Origin of the sequence: Flavobacterium piscis, from assembly GCF_031457575.1 — a bacterium.
Lineage (GTDB): Bacteria > Bacteroidota > Bacteroidia > Flavobacteriales > Flavobacteriaceae > Flavobacterium > Flavobacterium piscis_A.
In genome coordinates, this window is the sequence record NZ_JAVDWQ010000015.1 from 110366 (window position 1) to 134076 (window position 23711).

A 23711-nucleotide genomic window follows, 5' to 3' on the forward strand; every position below is an offset into this window, starting at 1 on the left:
TTATGATATTTATGGTGGTTTAAGAGAATTTAAAAGAGATAGGAATTTTATTCCATTTAGACAACTTGGGCAATATGAAGATGTAGAGACAGGTTTGTACTATAACAGGTTTAGGTACTATAATCCTGAAACTGGAATTTATTTGAGTCAGGATCCAATTGGAATACTGGGAAATAATCCTAACTTTTATGCGTACGTATTTGATTCAAATTCTCAATTTGATTTTTTTGGATTAGTAGTTTCTCAAACATTAGCAGAATGGCTCAAAGACTACCCAGACCTATTACAAGAAGCTCGAGATTTGTATAAAACATCTCCTGAATGGCAAGGAATTGACCCCGATAAATCTCAAGTTTTTTACAGAACCAAGGAAGAAGTAGATGTCATAAGAGCAAAAGCTGGAGAAAGTGGAGGACATCATCCGCATGGTTTAGCATTAGGAGGTCCAGAGGGGCAAAAACTTACAATCACAAATGAGACTAGGAAAATAAAAAACCCTGATCATTCTAAAGCTACAGGGTTTCAAAAAAGAGTAATAAACAAAATTAAGTGTCAATAAATAATTATGAAATACAATAATTTTATACAAGAGCTATTAAAATTTGATTGGCAATATGATCCAATTGATAATAATATTGAAATTAACCTAGAAACTATTGCTAATGGTAAGCTATTAAAAACTAATGAAAATTTACTTGAATTTGTAAAATCATTTAAAACTTTAGCAAATGAAGAAGACAATGTATGGTTTCTTTCTATTGAAGATTATGCTAAAAAAATTAACGAGGACGGTTTTGCTTGGAATGAATTTGAATTGGATAGCATGGAATATGCTGAAGATGATGAACAAAAAGCATCTGTAACTGATTTTTGGAACAATCATTTACCATTTATGATGAGTGTTAAAAATGGGTATGCTTACGTTGCAATTGTACTTAATGGGGAGACCAAAGGATCAATTGTATCTGGTAGTGAACCTGAATATGAGGAGCCTGTTACAATTTCATCTTCTTTAGAAGAGTTCTTTGATAAGTATATCTTAGTACTTAAAAATGAACTTGATTTATCGTCATTAAAAATATTATCTTAAAGTTTAATATCTGTAGTTTGATATAAATTAAAACCCTGCAAATGCGGGGTTTTGTTGTTGTTAGGAAGGTTTTAATACAAACAATATTGAAGAATACATAAACTGTAAAAACCCAATTGGAAGCAATAAATATGCAAAAGCTAGAGGTTTAGAGCAACGGCATATAGAAACATCTGGATCTAGAACAGGAGTTAGAGGAGAGGCGATTTCTAAGACTAATAGAGGGAATAAAAATTTCTCTCTTGATAAAAATAGGACTGATAAAAAGAGGATTGGCCTTTTTAGCTGAGTATAATAAAATTAAATGTAATTAAACAACATGAAAAAGATTGCTGTTACGCCCGGAGAAATATTTTGTATTCCTTTGTTTATGCCAAAAGATGATTGGAAATTAAAATCAAAATTGTCTGACGCAGATTTAGATAAGGATTTTGCATTTGGAAGAGTTATAGATACGAGTTCTTCTGTATTAATTGAAGTATTCAATAAAATAAGTTCTGCCAAAACAGATATAAATGAAATTATAAATTCAGGCATTATGTTTTCTCCAGTACAAATATTTTGGGATGCCATCATAAAAAAAAGATGGAGAATAATTGCCCAAACAGAAAATTATGATAAATATAAAGATTCAAATTTTAATACTCTTAAAATGGCATTTGGATTAGATGGCGATTTTAGATTAAGAGATTTAGATTCAGCTACAGAAACTTCAATTTCGAGAGATGAGCTTAGTAAATACGAATACGCAACGGTATGGTTTCCGATTGATTTTGAAAATAGAATATTAAAATCTATTACATAATTTTTTTATAATTGTAAAAAAAAATTAAGAGAGGATATTAATTGAAAATTATCGAATAAACACTAAAACCGAGCAGATCTGCTCGGTTTTAGTGTTTAAATAAAAACCAATAGGGGAGCAATAAAAAACAAACCGCTTCTTTTGAAAAAGCAAAAAACTTCTTTGATAAACTGCTGGGCAACAAAGCCGAAGAAACAAGGCTGCAGCAGGAGCATGAACAGTGGCAGGACGGAAATACCGTTTATAACTGGCTTGCCAACGGAAGGCTTGAAAGCGTAACCAACCCAGACGGAAAAGTTGTAAGTTTTGAATACGATGCACTTGGAAGACGTACGGCAAAAATTGCAAACAAAGAAATAAATCGCTATGTTTGGGATGGAAATGTTCTTTTACATGAGTGGAAATACAATCTAAAAGAGAGACCACAACTTATCGTCAGTGGTGATGATTTGGTTTACGACAAACCGGAACCAATTGAAAATCTCATTACCTGGATATATGAAGGAGGAAGATTTGTGCCAAGCGCTAAGATTGTTGGAGGTAACAAATTTTCAATCATCAATGATTATATTGGTCGTCCTGTCCAAGCCTATGATGAATTAGGAAATCTTGTTTGGGAAACTGATTATGATATTTATGGAGATTTAAGAACCCTAAAAGGAGATAGAAGCTTTATACCTTTTAGGCAATTAGGGCAGTACGAGGATGTAGAGACGGGTTTGTACTACAATAGGTTTAGATATTACTCTCCTGAGACTGGGGTTTATTTATCGCAGGATCCGATTGGGCTAAATGGAGATAATCCAAATATGTATGCTTACGTATTCAATTCGAATTACGAAATGGATTTGTTTGGATTAAGTTCTAGTGCTGCAAGCGTTATTGATTTTACAGATAGTGCAGGAACATCATTAAAAGTAAATGGATATACCGATTTAGGTCATTTATCTGATAAAGAATTAACGTCTTTATATCACGCAAATAAAGGAAGTGGTTGGGGACTTTCTCCTAAAGATAAGCAAGGAAATACTATAGTTTTACACCATTATAAACAAAATCCAAACGGCCCTATAGTTGCTATGCCTGCTAAACACCATGATAAACCACATACAAACCCTGGACAACACCCATTTGGAAAGAAAAAAGGAGGAGGATTAACAAAGGCAGAAAGAGATGCATTTGATAATTGGAGAAAAGAATATCACGCTCATTTAGCAGAAACAGAACTTAATAAGAGAGGAATAAAATGTAAATAAAATGAAACAAGAATTAATAGATAAAATTAAATTAATACTTTCTGATAACGATTTGTTTGCAGGTAAATCTGTTAATGAAGAAACAATTAAAAATGCTGAAAAAGAGCTTAATGTAAATTTTGACAAAGACTATGTGCAATTTTTAAGTCTTTTTGGAGGTAGTTATACTGGTTTTCCTGTTTATGGTTTTAATAATTGTGAGATGCTGTCACAAGAAACAGTAATAGATTTAACAAAGGATTTTAGAAATAATTATTCGGTTGATAACAGGTGTGAATTAATACAATCAAGTTATGTTATTTCCATAAGTGGAAATGGAGACCCAGTATTTATTTCTCCTGATAATAACGTTTGGATATATTATCATGATGATGATGAAACGGAAGTATTAAATAAATCTTTCGAAGAACTAATAGAACAAAATTTGATGAATTAATTTGTGTCAATGCACTGAGAATTAAAACGACAAAACCCGCTAATTTAGCGGGTTTTGTGTTTTTATAAAAGAGTTTCAATATAGAGTAGAGGAAATAAAAAGCCAATAGGAGGCAATAAAGCGGTCTCCCTCCGGTCGTTCGTTTTGTTCCGTTCGGCTGTTCCAGTCGGCTGAAAAAAGCCTCCGTTCCACAGTCCACTCGTCAGCATAGCGCCTGCCAGCCCTGAAAAAGTGAATTAATACAATCAAGCTATGTTATTTCTATAAGTGGAAATGGAGATCCTGTGTTTATTTCTCCAGATAATAAAGTTTGGATATATTATCACGATGATGATGAAACGGAAGAATTAAATAAGTCTTTTGAAGAACTTATAGAAGAAAACTTAATGAATTAAATTTCCCGCAAAGCGAATCAGCAAAGAATAAAAATAGACAACCTTGCAGTAATGTAAGGTTTTCTCGTTCTTTTGCATGAATTCATATAACATTAAAAGACGTCAAAATGCACATATGAAAATAAAATGTAATTAAAATATGGGTTATTTAGATAAAGTTTTTTTATGGCTTGGAAAAACAAGTAAAAGTCAAACGCAGTTTGATGAATATTTTGAATTAGATTATTCAGAAGATATTGATAATAGGAAAATATGTGGTTTCTGTAAGGATATTGGTAAAAAATGGTACGATGAAGATTTCATTGGCTATTTAAGATTTAAGGAAGAAATGACAGTTCAGGAAATTTTAAAAGAGGTGCCAATTAGTGCAGATGATACAAACAAAATACTAGATAAATGTAAAGAATTAAATCTTGAATTCGTTAATTCGGTATATTGATATTCTGGCGAGATAGAGACCCCATCATTTGATAAAAAATATAATGACTTATTTTATATTGGGAGTTTAATCTTGATTAAGAAAAAAATAAATAATGATAAAACAGGAGATAATAGAATTGCAAAAAATGGGCAGAATGCCTAATGAAACTTTAAATGACGACCCATCTGTAGATAATATAATAGAACAATATGATGAATTATTAGAATCTATAGAAAAGCCTATATCATTGGATGAAGGAGAAATATTGATTAAATTATTTCCGGAAAATGCATTTTATGATTTGCAATGGACATTACTACAATTGATTGAGTCATTATTTAAAGTAATTGAAATTGAAAAATATGAAAATCTTATTGAAAAATGCCCAAGTACCGAATGGAAAGAAACTCTGAAAGTACGATTAGAAAACGGGAAAAAAAAAATTTAGGATGATGTTTGTATTTCCCCGTTCAAGCTTGTGCACGTAAGGACAAGAATAAAAACAAAAAACCTCACAATCTGCGAGGTTTTTTATGTCCTATTTAGCATATACAGATCATTAACAGCTAGTTTTAGTTTTTATTAAATTTTAAGTTTGAGAAAACAAATACGATGAAAACTATAATTGATTAAAAAAAGCTTCAAAAGGACTAAAAATAAAATGTAAATAATTAATATGTACACACAAATTAAAAAAACAATTATAAATGCAGATAGTACAAATTGGTATTTTTCAATTGAAAAACAAGATTTTGGTGGAAATGTGGAATATCGACAATATCTAGATTTTCCAAATGAAAAAGAGTACTTAGATATTAGAACAATTACTTTTTCAATTACTTCAAATGATGAGGATAAGATAAAAAAATATCCAGATTTTATTGTAAAACTTTTAAATTTAAAATCGTTAACTATTCCAATAGATTGGTTAGATAAAATAGAAATACCACTAAGTATTGAAGTTGTAAAGTTAACTTCTCCTGTATCTAAGTTTGATAGCCAGCACCAATGGCCAAGTAATTTAGTTTTAAATGATTTAAAATATTTAGCAATTCCAGAACTTGTAAAACCATATGTGTTCAATATTTTAAATTTTCCAAATATAGAATGGATAGATTACGATTTAGCAGCGGAAAAGAATACTAATAGAATTAGCGAACTATCAAAATTAAATAATTTAAAACATCTAATATTTGGGCATGCAAAAAAAATAGATATTTTCCCTTTCTTTTTTAATCATAAAATTGAGACTTTAGAATTGTTTGCATGTATTGATAAAAACTTTTTGATTGAAAAAATTATTGGATTTAAAAGTCTAAAAAGCTTGTACATTAATAATATTTCTGTTGTTTTTGATTGTACTATTTTACTTGAATTAGAAGAATTAAATTTATTAAATATTAAAAATGTTATCAATGTTGAAAAAATATTGGAACATAAGAATATAAAAAGAATATTGATTAAATCTTGTAATAATCCATTTAAAGGAATAGGGAAAAGTGTTTTTTTTGAAAAAGGATATAGCTCGTTAGTTATAGATTACGCCTAATTGTCCAAAACTCTTCTGTACAACGCAAATCAGTAAAGTATAAAAACCTCGCGATATTGGCGATGATATTTATGGTGGTTTAAGAAATCTAAAAGGAGATAGAGATTTTATACCTTTTAGGCAGCTTGGGCAATATGAGGATGTAGAGACAGATCTTTACTATAATCGATATCGCTATTACTCTCCTGATACTGGGCTCTATTTAAGCCAGGATAGAATTGGACTTGCCGGAAATAACCCGAACTTCTATGCGTATGTTCATGATAGTAATAGCTGGGTTGATGTATTTGGACTAGATATAACAACCTTTTACCATGCAGGAAGTTTAAGCGGTCCTATTGACCCTTCAAAAGGAAGGCCTAACTTAGATTTTAATCCCTCTGGTCAAGGAGGATTTTACGTTACTACTGATGAGGCTCAAGCAGCAAAATGGGCGGAAATGAGAGGTCATCCAGAATAACTAAATTTGAGATTCCTAATTCTGAATTAGATAAATTGAATATCAAAAAATTTGAAGGAGCTAGTGATGAATGGGGAAAATTTGTTACTGATGGAAGAAAGGGAGCTTTAAATCATGATTTTGATGCAGTCAGCGGACCTATGTTGGCGAATCCAAAAGGTGGTAAGTGATATCCGCCCATTTGTTATTACCTTTTGTCTCAATGTTACATTACTCTTTTTCATTTCCTCTTTCATTAAATATAATATCAATATCCTTTTGCTACATAATTGAACTTTCCAACTGAATATTTGGCTATTGAGTGCCTTTGAATTATCATATAAAGAGCCCCGGGAGATACGCCGAATTTCTGCTGAATTTGCGTTATCGTATAACACTGATCCAATCCTGGAAATTCCTGTACCGGACGCAGTAAGGGCTGATCCAAGGGTATAGAGAAGAAGCTGTCCAGATCGTATCTTCTGATAACTGTCCTTGTTACAAATTTTGCAATATCAATTTGACCACGCTCGATGAGCCTGTAAATAGTCCTTTTGCTGATACCAAGCAAATTATTGGCTTGGTAAACATTGATGTAATCTTTGGTCTTAATTACTTCAAGATTTGGATTTCTGGCAATTTCTGTCTGCTACTTTTCTGCTACTTTTCTGTAATTTTTGACTGCCTAGTCCTTGATTTGTAAGCTTTTGAACCGCATTTTTGCGAGCAATACTGCGTCTTTGTTGTCTGTGCTGTAAATTCATTTTGGCAGAATTGACAGACTCTTGTAATCTTCATTTTTGAACTCATAGAAATGTGACTTTAAGTGTCCCACTGTGACTATGTGTGTCTACGCGTGCCATAATTTGGCCAAAAAAAAATATTTTTTGTACCTCAAAATTCCGAGGTACAAATTTAATCAAAACATCACATAATATTTAAAAGAAAAAGGAATTAAAAAACGAGTTAATATTGTTTATCAATACTTTAAATCGTTTATTTGTTGTTGTTTTGCTTTATTTTGTCTTGCTATTTGCCGATGCAGAAATTAGCATCCAGTATTTACTGGTGTTTCCAGATTATGTGGTACAAAAATGGTACAAATCTGGACAAAATATCACAAAAATAAAGCAAAGTATCCCTATTAAGATAACATAACTCATGGGAGTTGTTTCATGCAAAAATAATAGAAATTTTGAATATATTGATATAGTAAGACTATGGAATTTGAATATGATTATTGAAAGTATCCTTAAGTATTTAAAAATTAAAAAAGATCAAAAAACTAAGTGTTAAATTTAGAATTTTGACCTCTTTTAAATTTCTTTTTTCATTTCTGTATAGGTTTTTACCGAACCTGACTCTTCTACATTAAGAAGTTCATCTTTATTTTCCTCAGTTATAGAGATTCTCAAAATAAGCTTTTCCAAATGCTCTAATTTATCATGAAGTTTGTTATTGGGCATTCCTATCAATAGAAATCTACCGTAGAGCCTATTTTTAATAGCTTATATGAGTAATAGATTATTGATTTGCATAAACTTTAAATGCCAATTGTTGTTTTTAGTTTTAAAAGGACAAAGCTAGTCTCGCAGCAACACAATTGTCATAATGTAGTACAAGATAAGAATTGCATTGAAAAATGTATCTGTTTTTCTTCCGCAGTAATCTATCCGATTAATGAAGCCAGCCAATGTATTTTTGGCTGTTTTGTTATATATACAAATTTAGACCTATTTGTTTGTATAATAAACTTTTAGACCAACTATTTTTCGCGTGTATAAAACGCGTATAAATACGTATAAATAAGAGTTTTAGATTTGTTAAATTTGATTTTAACTCCTTAATTTACTACGTATGAAAAAAATTTTACTCACTTTTTTGTTCTGTACAACTTATTCTTTTTCTCAAACTGAAAATGTAAATTTTGATTACTTCGGAAATCCTATTAAAGTTTCTTTACAAAGAAAAGATAGTGGTGGCTTTTCCGCAACAATAGTAAATAGCGATTCAGGCGATGCTAAAGTAATTAATCTATCAGAAGATGTTACTATTTCGACATTTACTGACAATGTTTATGCTCAAATCAAGTCTATTACTCCAAAGTTTAAATTCAAATTGTCTTCTGACATTCAAATCGAACTGGCAAATAGCACATTAACTTATGATGATGTTATAAGTGTTTTAAAACCAGATAAGTATAAAAAAATATTGCGAAGTAAATTTAATTACAATGCTGACACTACTTTAGAAAAATATCTTTCGGATATAACAGATACTGGAAAACCATTATTTAACCCTGCAGATAATTATATAATTAAAAAAAATACTGTTGGAGATGTAAAAAAGCTTCAGTTAATGTATCCCGAAAGTGGTTCTCTCGATATAACAACAGAGGATAATTTATTGACATCACTTTCAACAACTTCAAATCTTGCCTTTAATCAAAAATACATTTTAAATGATGCTGACTATAAAAAGATGGTTCCTTCTCCAATCGACTTAAACAGCAAAAACAGAACGCTACTACAAGAATTATTTCTTAAAATATCAGGACAAGATGATTATAAACTAATCAATAATTTACTCATTAATAATATTATCTATGCTGTAAAAGTAAAATCTGAAACTGACAAAAAGTTATTTATACTCAAAGTTTGTAAGCCAGATATGACATGCTTACTTGCTCCACAGATGATGTATGGAATTGAATGGGAAAAATTTAAGCGGGATTTCACTGCATTTATGAGTTCTCCTTTACCTACAGGGTTTGCAGAAAATGGAACCATTCCAGAATATGAATTACATCTAATATATAATGAATGTGCCGCACTGAACAACGATGCAATGATTGCCAGCAAAATTAAACCGTTTCAGGATAAAATTGAATCATTAACAAAAGAGATTGAAAATTTGGCTCCGAAATTTTCAGGAATATTAAGTGTTAATAAATCAATACCGGTATATGCCTCAAGCGACTACAAAACACCCGTAGCAGATAAGCTATTCACAATAGAGTACGCTACGATCCATTTCTTCAACAACAAAGGCAAACACATTCTAGTTGTCGGTTCTTACAATAATCAAAAATTTAAAATTGAAAACTATTATCACAGCGTTCGATTAGCAGCATTTAATGAATCACATGAATACATCCCGATATCTAGAGCCGATAATAGAGGAGAAGGGTATTATCTCAACTTTAACGACATTTTCGACTATGAAGCTTCAGATAATAATTTTGGGAGTGCTGTAAGAAATAGTGATTATAGAGTTGAACCTGGTAAATCTGTTAAGATTGAAGAAAGAAAGCTTGCCGATTATTTTACTGCTGTCATTTTTTCAGATTTTCTTGGTCTTAACAGTGAAAACGCAAATGCTCTCATACAAGCTGAAGGTCGAGTTAAAATTCCGCTATGGATATCAAATAAAAGTTTTGTCTCAATGATAAGTGCAATTTCAGCCGACGTTAACGCATCCATCTATAATGGATTTGATGAAAATTCTCGCTCGATAACACCCCTGAATGCACCTAACGGAGTCGCATCATCAGAATTAACAATGCTAAGGATAAACAATTTTGACTATGTAAAAAACAATAACCTAAATGCAGGTATAAATCTTGATATCTTTAATTTTGAAATGCAGAGACTTTCCACCGATTTAAATTTGGGATATGGATTAAGATATTACAGGGCAGGAATAAAATATAATATAAATGAACCCACTGGAGATATTCAAAAAAAATATCAACTAAACGCACTATCTCACGAAATCTATGCGAACTTCGAAATTAGACCACAGGTAAATTTTGGCGGAGATTTAAATATTGGACTAAATTGGATAAATGCCCGTGGATCTGTTAAAGATATACCAATTGAATACAACGTGGATGATAATCAAGATGATCGAACAGTCATTAGAGTTCAATTAAATTTATATAGTAAAATTAATCCTGAAAAATCTAACGATGGAATATATGCTAGAGTCGGAGGTTTTTATCATCTGGGCGCTAAAGATTTCTACCCTCAAATTATGGTAGGATATGCAACCAATTTAAGTTCATTTGTAAATGTTTTCAAAAAGAAGTAATCATCTAAGATTTAAATTAGAAAATTACTCGTTTTATTTTCTTCAATAAGATATTCACAGTTTTGTGAAAGAAGAACATTTTTTAGAACAGTATCCTAAAAAGGGAGGCATTTTATGTGTCCCCTTTCTTTTACATCTTTTCATTTTGTACAATTTTTACAAATCCAAATAGGCAACATCTCAATAACTCATGGGAGTTGTTTCATGCAAAAATAATAGAAATTTTGAATATTGATTATATCACTAAGACAAAAAAAAACTAAGTTGGCATGACTAGAATATTCAGAGATGAAGCTTAAAAAGTGAAACTTCAAAAAATCTAAAATAACACTAGATTTCTGAACTTTTTTCAATATCATTTTGGACTTCTAAATAAGTTTTTACTCGACCGGACTTAATCCATTTCATTAACTCATGTCTGTAAAAATAAATGCGTTTACCTTGTTTATTAAATGGAATTTCCCTTTTACATACTTTACTATAGATTGTTGATACCGATAGATTTAAAAGTTTTGATGTTTCTTGAATGTTTAGTAGTTCATCTTGATTTTCTCTGGTAGGGGAGATTCTTTCAATGAGTTTTTCCAAATGCTCTAATTTATCATAAAGCTTTTTCATCATTATTGGTATCTGGTCAAAAGTAAATGGCTTCATGGTACTTTGTTGTTTGGATCTTATGTAAAAGTATGTATTACCATGACAATAGTTTAAATAAATAAACAGGTATAAATACGTACTAACCGATGTCTTTTTAATCGATATATTTGAAATTGTTTGTTAAATACTTAAAATACGGTTTTCCATAAATAAAAAATAAATTAAAAGATAATATTTGTCGATGGAGGCTATAAAAAAGTAGTATAAAAACTTGAAATGAAGATTAAAAGAGTTTCTACTTTTATTTGATGGTGAAACTGATGTATATATGTTTGATAAAGTGGTTGATAGATTTAGGTTGTACTTAAGTTCCTTTAGATTGCTTTTCGTATCATTGTGAAGTAATGATAAAAATCTTGAAAATTAAATGTCTACAAATAAGCATGCTATAATTAGGTACCAAACTTTAGATAAATGTTTCCGTAACTCAGGAAGAAACTATGCTATTGAAGATCTTGTAGAGGAATGTAATAAAGCAATTTATAAATATACAGGTAAAAAAGAAGGAATAAAAAAAAGGCAACTCTATGATGATATCAGATTCATGGAGAGTGAACAAGGCTGGAACATAGAATTAAAGAAAGAAAAAGATGGTAGGAGAGTTTTTTATAAATATGAAGACTCAAAGTTTTCTATTTCAAACCAACCGTTAAATGAAATAGAAGCAAACCAACTTAGAGAAGCTTTATTGACATTAGAAAGGTTCAAAGGGTTACCGCAATATAATTGGATTAATGAGTTGAATACGAGATTAGAAGCGTCTTTTAGTTTAAAACAAAAAAGTGATGTTATAATTAGTTTTGAAGAAAACGAATTCCTAAAAGGGTTAGAATTCATACCAGAACTTTATAATGCAATTCTTTATAAAAAAGTATTAAACGTTTATTATAAGAACTTTAAAACTGAAAATTCAACTAGTATCATAATTTATCCCTATTACCTCAAGCAGTTCAATATGCGTTGGTTTTTATTTGGAAAGTCAGATGATTATGAAACAATCACAAATTTAGCATTAGATAGAATTGAAAGTATAGAACCAGTAAGTAAAGACTACATTAATTCTGATATTGATTTTAAAGAGTATTTTGATGATGTTATTGGTGTTACAGTTCCTAACGATAAAGTTGAAACAATTGTTCTTGAGATTAGTGAATCTTTGATGCCTTATGTGAAAACTAAACCTATTCACGGTTCACAAATAATAAAAAAGGTAGAGGATAGAAATTGTTTGCAAATAAAAGTAATTCCTAATTATGAATTAGAAATGTTGATTTTGTCTCATGGAGAAAAAATAAAAGTGCTAGAGCCATTATTTTTAGTGGAAAAACTTCTAGATAGGGTTAACAAAATGAAAAACAATTATTAGTGCAGATACAATGCATTAATAGATTTTATTTTTGATAAAAATTTTTGATATGAGTGAATTTTACAAAATCTTAAAAAACCGTAGACTTGATTTTCATTCAGGTCAGCCAGTTTGGAAATATACTATTTCTGATTTAGAGTTTAATCAATTAAAGGAGAGTTTTAAAATAGTTCAACGACTTTCTCAGCTCAACCCTAAGGATTGTGCAATATATTACGCTGAGTGGTGGAAAAGAATTTTCGATGGAGGATATCCTTCAAAAGATGAAATTTTCAATTCATTATGTTTTCATAATTTATGTTTTGATGCAAACGATTTTTATGAATCAGCTAAAAAAGGAGGTATTCTTTTAAATTATAAATGGATTAAAATTCAAAACACCCATTATCTAAAAACTTTATTGTTACAAGGAGGCCTTCCATTAAAACATATTCAGAATAATCGTGGTAAGTATAGAGATTTTCTTTTGAAAATTATTCACTTAAACCCTAATTCAATTGAAGATTTTTCCACTAATACTGAATTAACTGGTCTATTAGCAAAATCTAGTCAAAATGAAATTATTTATAGTAGTTGTTTAGAAATTGTTCGTGCCGTTTTAGATAATGATGAAAATGAACTGTTAAGTTTTAGAGCAAATGCAGATTTAAAGCAAATTACCGAAGAGTTAATTATTGAAAGAGATAAGGTTAGAAAAAAGAATAATGCTATTAAATTCAAATGGAATTTTAATTTTAAAAGCAACACTTTTTTCCTCAATACTGCCATTACTTCAAAAATTGGATTTGAAGAACTGAATTATATTTTAGATGATCAAATTATTGATTGTCAAAATGAATATAAATTATTTATTGGAGCTGAGTTAATTGCTAAACTCACAAAAAGAAATAATGAGACATACAAAGTAATTCAGTTCAAAGATTTTGTCAGTTTTAAAGAAGATTTTGAACCTGAAATTTATGTAATTGATATTCATGACAAAATTTGTAATGCAAATCATTTACTTTATTCTAGACTAAACTTGGATTTTCCAACATTATGGACACCAAGTAATAATGAAAATTTTGTTTTGGAAAAATCAAGACACACAAATAATGATTATGGTTATGTATTATCAAATAATGTTTTTTTAATAGATGGAAAGTTTGAAGAAAAATCTGAAATAGAAATAAATACTATATCTTTTTCTATTATAAAATTTCAAGATGAAATCAAGTTAAAGAAACCTGACGGAAACACGTTTAGATTCAAAACGAGTACTGACAATATATTTGATTGGAGTATTTTATGTGAAAAACCAAAATGGTTAATTAGAAGCAATTTAAATATTGTGAAGAATAACTTGATAATACGGGTTTACGACAATAATGGGCAAAGGATTAATAACCCGAATATAGAATGGAAACTAGTAAATAGAAGCGTTTGGAATTCTATCCACACCAAATTAGAGTTAGGGACCTTAGATGTCAAAATCTCCCACGATGGTATTGATGAGTTTGAAAGAGTTTTTAATATAGGTGATTTATTGTTGTCAACAAATTCAGATCACAATCACCCGCAAATTCTGGTAAACAACGGTTCTTTCGTTTTAGAAATATATAAATCAGATTTCCATAATTTCAGTATAAACCAAAATACAGTAACTTTTAAAATAACAAATCCCTCAAAATTTCCATCCTCAATCAAAACGAGGATTAGAGTAAATAATCAAAGTTTAGGAATGATTACTGAAGTAATCTCACCTTTTCAAGGAATTATATTAGTCGATCAAGATGAAAATATAATTGAGGAAGATAAAATATTTTTAGATAAAATAAAAGGTTGGCGATTAATTGCAAATTGCCACGGGAAAGAATATGAAATAAGAGTTTCTAATCATAAGAATCCGGAAATTGTTGTATCAAAAAAGATTGAGAAAAAAGTGAAACCGCTGTTTGAGTTTTATGATACTTTCAAATCTCTATTTCAGCTTTATAATATTATCGATTCTGATAATTTCTTAAAAATGGAAATTTTCGAATTACTACCAAATAATAAAAATAAAAAAATTAAAACCTATAGTATAAAACAATTTTCAGAGACAATAAAATGGGAAGTAAATAAAGAAAACGTAATAAAATTTTATGAGATAGACAGTGTCGACATTTCCAATAGCGTTTATGCTTTACCATTAGATTGCGACCTAAAATATATTGATAAGATTGAAATCAAAAAGCATTTAGACTTTTATTCAATTGACGCAACTTACGCCAATAAATTTATTCTTTTTTCTGACAAAAATTCAAACTTCAAAATTAAACCTGAGTTTATATCTGTGAATCCAGAAAATGAATTAACTACGATTGAGGATAGAAATAATAGAATTATTAATTATTCTAAGCAACTTTTAGAAGAAGATTTTACTGGTGACGTATGGAACAAGTTTTGGGTTTATTATTATTTATGCAAAGAAAACGATTTGCCTTTTGCAACATTTGATATTATAAAAGCCATTACATCATCATCTGAATTAGCAGCAAAAGCTTTTGCTTTTTTATCGTTAAGATTTGATATAGGAGAATATAAGTTTTCGGGAAATGATTTTGTTGAATTAGAAAATGATTTAGGATTATCTTTTCATTGGGTTGAGCAATCAGATTGGGAAAACATTTGTCAAATTAATCCAAAAATATTTGAAGCACTTGCTGTTATGCTAAATTTTAAATGGAATAAACTAAGCTTGTGTTTACTTCAAAAGACTAAGAATTCCAATTTTGTTTTTAATGCAGAGCTTAACAATGTTAGAGAGCGTTTAGGTGAAAGGGTATTAAGTCAGCTACCTTTTTATGACATTGAAAATGACAGAAATAAATATGTTAAGCCAATACCACAGAAGCAATGGAATGAACAAGTGAATATTCTTGTAATTGCACCACTTACAGTAGCATCATCCATTTCAGGTAGAAACACAGGTCTATGGCATATAAATGGGGACAATTTTAGACGAAGAATTAAATATGTAGAAGATCTTGATAAAAAATGGTATGAAGAATCATTAATTTATTATCTAAACTAAAAAAACAGTATGAACCACGAAATAAAATTCAAAAAAATATACAGTGAGATTCAAGATAGATTAAAAGATTCTATTTTATCTCTTTGGGCAACAGGTGATGCTCAATTTCAAAATTATTTGTCAGATCTATTCGAAGAAGAAAAATTGTTAGCTGAGCCAGTGTTCCAAAACACTTTTCCGTGGGCACCAGCTAAGGAGTCATTTGGTGATTTAACTGATTTGTTTGATACTAATTTTATTAATAAACTGGATAAAATAAAAGGAGAATACGAATTTCCTAAAAATAGAAATCCATACAAGCATCAAATAACCAGTTGGAATACTCTTCTAAAAGAAAAAAAATCTATTGCAGTTACAACTGGTACTGGTTCTGGTAAAACAGAATGTTTTATGTTACCGGTCCTACAAGATTTATACGAAAATTGCCAAAATGATATTGGAGTAAGAGCTATATTCTTATATCCTTTAAATGCTTTAATTGGTAGTCAGAAAAAGAGAATGGATGCATGGGTAAAAGCTTTAGATGGTTTAACTTATGCTGTTTATAATGGAAATACTGAGGAAGATTCAACCGCTAAAAACAGAAGTAAATATAAGCCAGAACTAATATCAAGAAAACAGATACGCGAAACTCCACCTCAAATTCTTTTCACAAATCCTTCAATGTTAGAATATATTTTAGTTCGTGATAAGGACGTACCATTACTAGAAAATTCTAAAGGTAAATTACGTTGGATTCTTTTAGACGAGGCACACACATTAGTAGGTTCGGCAGCATCAGAAATGGCTTTGCTGATTAGAAGAGTAGTCGATGCTTTTGAAGTTGACATTAAAGATTTACGTTTTGCAATTACTTCCGCAACAGTAGGTAGTGGAGAAGAAAGCGAAAAAAGTTTAAAAGATTTTATGGCTAATCTTTGCGGAATAGAAAAGCATCAAATAGAAGTAATTACAGGTAAAAGAGAATTCAAAGTACTACCGGATAATTTTCAAATAAATAATAAAAATGAGATTGAACTTTTAAGAAATAAAGTATACAACTCGAATGCCATTACTTTAACTGAAATAACAGAAAGTCTAATCGCAAAGAAAAGTTCTCAATATGAAAAATTAGAAATAGTTGACACTATTGTTGAAAATAAATATAATGAGATTTCTATTTTACCATTAAGAGTTCATTTGTTTTCTCGTGGTATTGGTGGTGTTTATGCTTGCTCAAATCCAAATTGTGATAAACATAAAAATTTTGAAGCTAAAAGTTTATTGGGTACAATGACCACTTATGCTGAGAAAAACTGTTCTCATTGTAATTTTCCAATGTTTGAACTAGTTGCTTGTCGTTCGTGTGGTAATGAATTATTAAAAGCAGAAAAGCAACTTGAAAGAAATGGCGATGAGATTTTAACACTTTCAACATCAATCAATCAAGACAATTTTATTGTTGATGATATTGATAATGACGAAAATGATGATGTTAATCCAATTACTCAATCATTTTTCTTCACAAAAAGGAGTACTAATAAAAGATATGTTCCTCATACATTAGAATTTGGAATTGATAGTAGTGGAAAAATAAATCGTAGTCAGGACGTTTTTATTGAAGCAGATCGTGAAGGTGAATGTGTTTGTCCTTACTGCTCTAATAATCTAGATAACCCACTACATTTTAGAATTTCTTCTTCATTTATGAACAGAATTTTATCAGATATATTTTTAGAAAACACGCCAGGTGCTGATGAAATTCGTTCTGAAATGCTTTGGGAAGGACATAAATACATTTCATTTACAGATAGCCGTCAAGGAACTGCGAAAATATCAGCTTTAATTAATATTGATAACGAGAACAATTGGATTCGCTCTCAAGTGTTTCATAAACTATGGCAGGAACAATTAACTATTTCTTCTGAAGGCAACTTTAATTCCGATGAGTTAAAAGAACTTGAAGAACAATTAACACTGCAAAAAATTCCGGTATTAAGAAAAGCTATTGAAGAAAGTATTAATAGTATCAAAGCCAATGCTCAAAAAAACAATGAAAAGGTAAGATTGTCTTGGAGACAATTATATGATTTTTTAAATCTAAAAAAAGATCTAAAAATATTATTTAAAAACAACAATCCAAGAGAGGATAATGATGTTAACATTGAAAAATATTCAAGAGCGCTATTATTTGACAATTTTGCAAGAAGAATTCCTAGAGAACGTTCTTTAGAAAATTTAGGAATGATTAGTATGGTCTATCCAGATTTGGATAATGTTCAATTACCTGCAATTGCAATTCAATACAATTTAACCATAGAGGATTGGAAAAGTATTTTAAAAATAGGATTAGATTACGTTATCAGATATCAATTTAACTTCTTTGTAGATACTGTAATTTATCCTTATTCAACTTCTTTTTTGAGAAGTGCACATATACATGAACCGGATTCAAATTTACCGAATGTGAAAAAATGGCCAACATTTAGTAGAAATGAATTAAGACCAAATAGAATTGCATTATTATTATGTGCAGGTTTAGGATTTTACAACAGAGCTGAAATCAATAATGAAATTGAGGATGATATAAACCAATTATTAATTGAAATTTGGAGAACTATAAGAGGTAGAGTTTTAGATGCTGACGGTAATGGATATAAGCTTAATATAGAAGAGAGAGTAAAATTTCAATTATCTCATAAGTTGTGGTTGTGCCCAGTAAAAAAACGTTTGATTGATGAACAATTCAAAGGGTTTTCTCCTTGGATTACCGGTTCTTTTACGGAAGATAATATCAGACATTTCGAGATAAAACAATCACAACCTTACACATTCCCAAAATTCAATTTCCCATTTAATAGAAACGAGCAAAATGAATTAGATATTTTAACTACAAAAGATTGGATTAGTAATAATTCAGGCGAATGGAAGCAAAATGGATTATGGAATGATATTCATGAAAAAATAATTTTAAATAGACCATTATACTTATCCGGGGAACATTCTGCACAACAAAACGAAAAAAGATTAAAACAATTAGAAGATAAATTTGAAAAAGCAGAGATAAACATCTTGAATTGTTCTACAACTATGGAAATGGGAGTTGACATTGGTGGTATTTCTACAGTGGTAATGAATAATGTACCTCCTGGTCCGGCAAATTATTTGCAAAGAGCTGGTCGAGCTGGTCGAAGAAAAGAGAGCAAATCAATAGCTTTTACAGTCTGTGCTCCAAATCCAGTTGGATTGAATGCTTTTAATACGCCAACTTGGGCACTAACACATAAAATTGCTCCGCCATTTATTTCTTTCAATAGTACACAGGTTGTAGAGCGTCACATAAATGCTTTCTTTTTAGGAAAGTTTGTTCAAACTGATGCAGTTAGAGGTATTAGGGTTACTGATAAAATAGAAAGTTTCTTTTTTGATGAATTAGAACCAATAGCTGTAAAATTCATCAGTTGGTTAATGAGTAATGAAGTAATACTATTTTCAAATCAAGTAGAAAATCTTGTAAGAAATACTAATTATGAGGATAAAAACTTTACATATATTTTGAATAAAGTATTTTCAAACTTTAACCAATTACTAAATAAATCTAAAAGCAAAAAAGAAGGTTTTGAAAGTAAATTAAAAGAAATGGAAGAAGAGTTTGGAAATACTTCTCCGGCCTTCAAAGCTGTGAATATTCAATACATTCAATTTTTAAAGAAAAATGCGCTTACCTTTTTAGCTCAAGAAGGTTTTTTACCAACAGCTGGTTTACCAACCGGGATTGTTGAATTTGACACAACAAATATTGATAGTCTAAATAATAAGAATAGTAGAAAGAAAGAAAATCCATCTTATTTTATCACAAGAGCATTAACTGAATTTGCACCAGGTAATAACATTGTTATTGACGGCATGAATTATCATTCATCAGGCATTATTTTAGACGATAATCGTGGAAATCAATCATCTAAAGAAATAATTCAATTATGCAATTCTTGTGGCTACCAAAGAATTGTTGAGGTTTCAGAAGGTCAAACTATTGAAACGGAATGTCCACATTGTCACAACCACAATTTTAGAGGGTTGGTTTCTGATAATGATGGTAACAGAGGTATTTTTACAGAAATGATTCAACCTGCTGGTTTTGCGGTAGATATTTATCAAACACCAAATCGAAAAATATCTGAAACATCCAGAATTCAGTATGTAGATCCTTTATTAATTAATGTCAAACCTTGGGAGCGAAATAGTAATACTATTTACGATATAAGAGAAAGTGAAGAGAATGGTGAGATTTTATATTACAATGTAGGTAATGGTTCCGGCTTTCATGTGTGTTTGCATTGTGGTAAAACCGGTTTATCACTTCAAGAACTTAATGATCATAGAAGATTAAGAGGAGGAAAAGATGATAATGGAGGTTCAGCATGTTTAGGTAATTTTTCAGCAACAGCCATAAGACCAAATGTAATTTTGGGTGGACGGTTTAAAACTGATTTCTGTGAAATTAGAATTAGAGAAAATGGAGCATACTCCAGAAATGAAACATTATTATATTCATTAGGTTCAGTTTTCGTGAAAGAACTTGCAAGTTATCTAGCTGTTGAGCTTGGCGAACTTGATTTTGGAATTAAGAGATACGATACTTACTCAACAATTTTCATTTTTGATACCACTAAGGGCGGTGCTGGTTATGCCAACCAATTCTTTTTATATGCAGATGAAATATTTAAACAATCTAAAATAAAATTAGAATGCAATTGCCAAAATGCCTGTACAAAATGTTTAATCGATAGAAAGACACAATGGCATATAAATCTCCTAGATAGAAATATAGCATTAGAGTGGTTAAATAGCGTAAGTAATTTTACAGTTTCTGATAATATAACAAATAGCTATCCTTCAGCAAAGAGAATGCTTGGAAGCATAAAACAGGAGCTAATCAAGTTAAACTATGTATCTAAAATAAAAGAAGCTTGGTTGTTTGTAAACTCAAATGTGCAAAATTGGGATTTAGATAGTATTTTATTTTTAGAGAATTTAAAAAGTAAAGTAGCAGTAAATATTGTACTTAAAGATGATCCAATTATTACAAATAGCCAAGATGTAATGACATTAATTCAACTATCGGCTTGGTCAAAACTATGGATTCAAAAAAATGTGGTGAATGAGCTATTAACCACTATTTCTTTTGTTCAACTACAAGACGGAACTAATCAACAATATTTTGTAAACGATAATGCTAACCATGATTTAGATAATAACTGGGGTGAATCTAATAATGGAGAGCTTTATAAAGTTAACAGTGTAACAATTCCAAATTTACAATCATTTGAAACCGACAAATTACTAAATGCAAGTAGTGTTTTCGAAGCAGTAATTAATACAAATTCAATTGTAAATTCATTAAATCTTGCAGATGAAGTACTCAGTAAACTAGAACAGAAAATAGATTTAGGCTTAAAAATGAAGAACAAAAAATTCAATGTTTCTTATTCAGACCGTTATTTAAAAACTCCTTTTGGCTGTTTGTTAATGTTGCAATTCATTAATAAACTTCAAACAAAATTAAATTTTGAAATAGATAATTTTACTTTTTATGGTCAAGAATTTTATAATGAAAGAGCTCCCCAGAAGCTTTTTCACGAATTCAGAGATAGTGAATCACGAGATAGTTACTTAAAATTATTTAGTTATGAATTAGATGCCAGTAATGTAAATGTAGTATCTGATTCAATTCCACATTACCGATATTTCGAATTTAGTAATGATGAAATTAAAATAATAATTCGACCTGATGCAGGGGTGGAGCATGGTTGGAGATTGAAGAACAGCAATATTAATTTTGATGATAATATTTCTATGGACAGAGCTTTAGAAATATTAAAAATGAACAATCATCCAATTTTATATACAATTAGTATTGAGAATAGTTAATACAAATAGAACTTAGAAATATTAGATTAGAAACATCCGTTTAAATAAGGTTTTAAGAGAATTAAATATTTCTCTTGAAAGAGCTGTGGATTTTTAAAAGATAAGGGTATTCTAATTGAAAGTAGTCCTAATACAAAAATCACTCAAAAAGAATATGAAATTTTAGAGCTGTTGCAAACTAAATAAGAAATTATTAATAATTAAAGATAAATTATATATGAGTACAAAATTAGATCAATTATATTCTTTAAGAAAGAATTTTACAATTATTGGATTAACAGGAAGAACAGGTAGTGGTTGTTCCGAATTAGCAGAAGTTCTTTCAAAAAAGTTTGATGAAATTAACAATATTAGAAAACCAAGTGATCTTGATGAATCTGTATTTCAACGAAAATATACAATAGCATATAATTACACTAAAGAAAATTGGAAGGAATATAAAGTTATTGAATACAAGAAAGTTTTGTTGTTAATTTTATTGCCTAAACTTTACAGTAACCCATCAAACACACTACTTTTTGACTTTTTTAGATATAGATTAAAAGATGAAGCTCCTAAAGATAAAATTACAAAAATTAAGGAACAGATTCAAAAATTAATTATAAATAATGAAGTATTGATAAAAGAAATTATTAGTATTGGTAACCTTCAATCATTAAAACTACCAAGTAATCTTCTAAAGCTAAATGAAATCTTTTGGGGTGAAAAGTTTAATAATTTAGCTAATGAATTAAATCATATTTTAAAAGATGAAGGAGTTATAGAACGTATAATGTTGCTGCATCATACAGCAAATAATTTTAGAAAACGTGGAAGACCTTTAAAAGAGAAAAATCTGATCCAAAATATATTTATTCAATTTCGAAAGTAATTAATCGAATTATAAAAGCCACCAAGCATTGCTCAGAAAATGATCAATGTCATATAGTAATTGATTCACTCAGAAATTCTTTAGAAATAAATTTTTTTAAAGAACGTTTTTCTGCTTTTTATTTGATAGCAGTAAAAAATGACGCAAGAAAATCTAAATTGATTAATTCTTATAGAGATACTAAAATAGTTGATAGGCTCTTGGAAATAGATGAAGATGAATACAAATGTACAGATTATCAGAAAGGAATTTTTTATACTCCTGATGTTCAAAACTGTATTCAAATTGCAGATTATCATGTCAATAATAATATTTTGCAATCTGACATTCAGCTGAAAGAGACAGGTATAAATAATAATTTTAGTTTTTTTTCTGTAGAAGAACAACTTATCAAATTACAGGCATTAATTCAACAGCCAGGTATCATAACTCCAGAGGCAATAGAGCGTGTAATGCAAATTGCCTACACAGCGAAATTAAATTCAGGATGTATATCTAGACAAGTGGGAGCGGTGGTGACGGATAATGAATTCTCTACGAAAGCAATAGGATGGAATGATGTCCCTAAAGGTGCAATTCCATGTTCAGTCAGAAACATTAAAGAAATTTCTAATTCTTCATCTATTAATAATGCCTTTGGATTTACAAAATTTGAGTTAGGTGAAGGATTAAAAGAAACGGAACAAATAAATGCTGATCAAGCTGATAATTTGTTGGATAATGAGTCAAAAAAATTTAATCAGTATATTAAGTTTAACTATAATGATTCAACTTTACCAGAAGAATTACTTGGAGGTCGAAACTGTCCATACTGTTTTAAACAAGCATATAATGCCTTTTCGGGAGAAAAGAATCAAGTACATACAAGATCCTTACACGCTGAAGAAAATGCAATGATGCAAATTTCTAAAAGTGGTGGTCAAGGTTTAAGAAATGGTTACCTTTTTACAACAGCTAGCCCTTGTGAACTTTGTGCTAAAAAAGCTTATCAATTAGGTGTACGCACAATTTATTATATAGATCCCTATCCAGGTATCTCCAGAAATCATATTTTAAAGAGTAATATTAAAACTGACCCTACAATGGTATTATTTTCAGGCGCGGTAGGTAAAGCTTATCATAAGTTATATGAACCATTCCTGTCTCAAAAAGATGAACTAGCATTATTGACTAATTTTAATTTGGAGTCACCTAAAGATATAAAAGCTAAATCACTAAAAGATATTTTGAAAAAGGAATTTAAAAATAATAAAATTTTACTTGAAAAATTGGAAAGTAAATTCGATAATTATGAGAATGGTTTTGATAGTCTAATTCAAATAATTGAAAAGGGTCTAGAGTAGAATTATTAAATAATTTAAGTATAAAA

The 23711-nt window shown here is 29.6% G+C and carries 20 protein-coding genes; 17 read left to right on the forward strand and 3 right to left on the reverse strand.

The genetic code is table 11. The features are described 5' to 3' along the window. Window positions 1-7: 7 nt before the first annotated feature. The 11 genes from J2W48_RS18310 to J2W48_RS18360 all read left to right on the forward strand — a co-directional run bounded on the left by J2W48_RS18310 (window position 8) and on the right by J2W48_RS18360 (window position 6582). A complete protein-coding gene (locus tag J2W48_RS18310; RefSeq protein ID WP_310283200.1) occupies window positions 8-559 on the forward strand; it encodes an RHS repeat-associated core domain-containing protein in 552 nt (183 codons plus the stop codon). A 6-nt stretch (window positions 560-565) separates the two neighbouring features. Then, window positions 566-1090 carry a hypothetical protein gene (locus tag J2W48_RS18315; RefSeq protein ID WP_310283163.1) on the forward strand — a complete coding sequence of 175 codons (525 nt, stop codon included), beginning with the start codon at window positions 566-568 and terminating at the stop codon, window positions 1088-1090. A gap of 319 nt (window positions 1091-1409) precedes the next feature. After that, complete coding sequence (locus tag J2W48_RS18320; protein WP_310283165.1) at window positions 1410-1895, forward strand: Imm26 family immunity protein; 486 nt, start codon at window positions 1410-1412, stop codon at window positions 1893-1895. Between the two features lie 200 nt (window positions 1896-2095). Beyond that, complete coding sequence (locus J2W48_RS18330; RefSeq protein ID WP_475690763.1) at window positions 2096-3151, forward strand: RHS repeat-associated core domain-containing protein; 1056 nt, start codon at window positions 2096-2098, stop codon at window positions 3149-3151. Between the two features lies 1 nt (window position 3152). Beyond that, window positions 3153-3587, forward strand: coding sequence for an SMI1/KNR4 family protein (locus J2W48_RS18335; protein WP_310283168.1), 435 nt, complete (start codon window positions 3153-3155; stop codon window positions 3585-3587). Between the two features lie 239 nt (window positions 3588-3826). Continuing rightward, window positions 3827-3982, forward strand: coding sequence for an SMI1/KNR4 family protein (locus tag J2W48_RS23150; protein WP_475690764.1), 156 nt, complete (start codon window positions 3827-3829; stop codon window positions 3980-3982). Between the two features lie 139 nt (window positions 3983-4121). Further along, complete coding sequence (locus tag J2W48_RS18340; protein WP_310283170.1) at window positions 4122-4421, forward strand: immunity 22 family protein; 300 nt, start codon at window positions 4122-4124, stop codon at window positions 4419-4421. 94 nt (window positions 4422-4515) lie between these two features. Further along, window positions 4516-4851 (forward strand): hypothetical protein, encoded by a 336-nt coding sequence (locus J2W48_RS18345; RefSeq protein ID WP_310283172.1) that lies wholly within the window; start codon window positions 4516-4518, stop codon window positions 4849-4851. 228 nt (window positions 4852-5079) lie between these two features. Beyond that, complete coding sequence (locus tag J2W48_RS18350; protein WP_310283173.1) at window positions 5080-5952, forward strand: hypothetical protein; 873 nt, start codon at window positions 5080-5082, stop codon at window positions 5950-5952. Window positions 5953-6019: 67 nt separating this feature from the next. Beyond that, window positions 6020-6412, forward strand: a complete 393-nt coding sequence (locus tag J2W48_RS18355; RefSeq protein ID WP_310283201.1) for an RHS repeat-associated core domain-containing protein — start codon at window positions 6020-6022, stop codon at window positions 6410-6412. Next, complete coding sequence (locus J2W48_RS18360; RefSeq protein ID WP_310283174.1) at window positions 6382-6582, forward strand: DUF3990 domain-containing protein; 201 nt, start codon at window positions 6382-6384, stop codon at window positions 6580-6582. Before J2W48_RS18355 ends, J2W48_RS18360 begins: the two co-directional genes overlap by 31 nt. 77 nt (window positions 6583-6659) lie before the next feature. Here the strand turns inward: J2W48_RS18360 and J2W48_RS18365 are convergent, their stop codons facing one another. Further along, window positions 6660-6962, reverse strand: coding sequence for a helix-turn-helix domain-containing protein (locus tag J2W48_RS18365; RefSeq protein ID WP_310283176.1), 303 nt, complete (start codon window positions 6960-6962; stop codon window positions 6660-6662). Window positions 6963-7707: 745 nt separating this feature from the next. Then, window positions 7708-7857 (reverse strand): hypothetical protein, encoded by a 150-nt coding sequence (locus J2W48_RS18370; RefSeq protein ID WP_310283178.1) that lies wholly within the window; start codon window positions 7855-7857, stop codon window positions 7708-7710. Window positions 7858-8248: 391 nt separating this feature from the next. On the opposite strand from J2W48_RS18370, the gene J2W48_RS18375 reads away from it, so the two are divergent. Continuing rightward, window positions 8249-10483 carry a hypothetical protein gene (locus tag J2W48_RS18375; protein WP_310283179.1) on the forward strand — a complete coding sequence of 745 codons (2235 nt, stop codon included), beginning with the start codon at window positions 8249-8251 and terminating at the stop codon, window positions 10481-10483. Between the two features lie 330 nt (window positions 10484-10813). Here J2W48_RS18375 and J2W48_RS18380 read toward each other — a convergent pair whose 3' ends face one another. Further along, window positions 10814-11137: a helix-turn-helix domain-containing protein gene (locus J2W48_RS18380; RefSeq protein WP_310283180.1), complete on the reverse strand. Its 324-nt coding sequence runs from the start codon at window positions 11135-11137 to the stop codon at window positions 10814-10816. Window positions 11138-11507: 370 nt separating this feature from the next. Between J2W48_RS18380 and J2W48_RS18385 the strand changes: the two genes are divergently transcribed. From J2W48_RS18385 to J2W48_RS18405, 5 genes are all read left to right on the forward strand, one after another. After that, window positions 11508-12506 carry a helix-turn-helix transcriptional regulator gene (locus J2W48_RS18385; protein ID WP_310283182.1) on the forward strand — a complete coding sequence of 333 codons (999 nt, stop codon included), beginning with the start codon at window positions 11508-11510 and terminating at the stop codon, window positions 12504-12506. A gap of 49 nt (window positions 12507-12555) precedes the next feature. Then, entirely contained in the window at window positions 12556-15561 is a 3006-nt protein-coding gene (locus J2W48_RS18390) for a hypothetical protein (protein ID WP_310283183.1), read from the forward strand. Between the two features lie 9 nt (window positions 15562-15570). Then, window positions 15571-21471, forward strand: a complete 5901-nt coding sequence (locus tag J2W48_RS18395; protein WP_310283184.1) for a DEAD/DEAH box helicase — start codon at window positions 15571-15573, stop codon at window positions 21469-21471. A 217-nt stretch (window positions 21472-21688) separates the two neighbouring features. Then, complete coding sequence (locus tag J2W48_RS18400; RefSeq protein ID WP_310283186.1) at window positions 21689-22342, forward strand: hypothetical protein; 654 nt, start codon at window positions 21689-21691, stop codon at window positions 22340-22342. Window positions 22343-22542: 200 nt separating this feature from the next. Next, window positions 22543-23685 carry a hypothetical protein gene (locus J2W48_RS18405; protein ID WP_310283188.1) on the forward strand — a complete coding sequence of 381 codons (1143 nt, stop codon included), beginning with the start codon at window positions 22543-22545 and terminating at the stop codon, window positions 23683-23685. Window positions 23686-23711 lie beyond the last annotated feature (26 nt).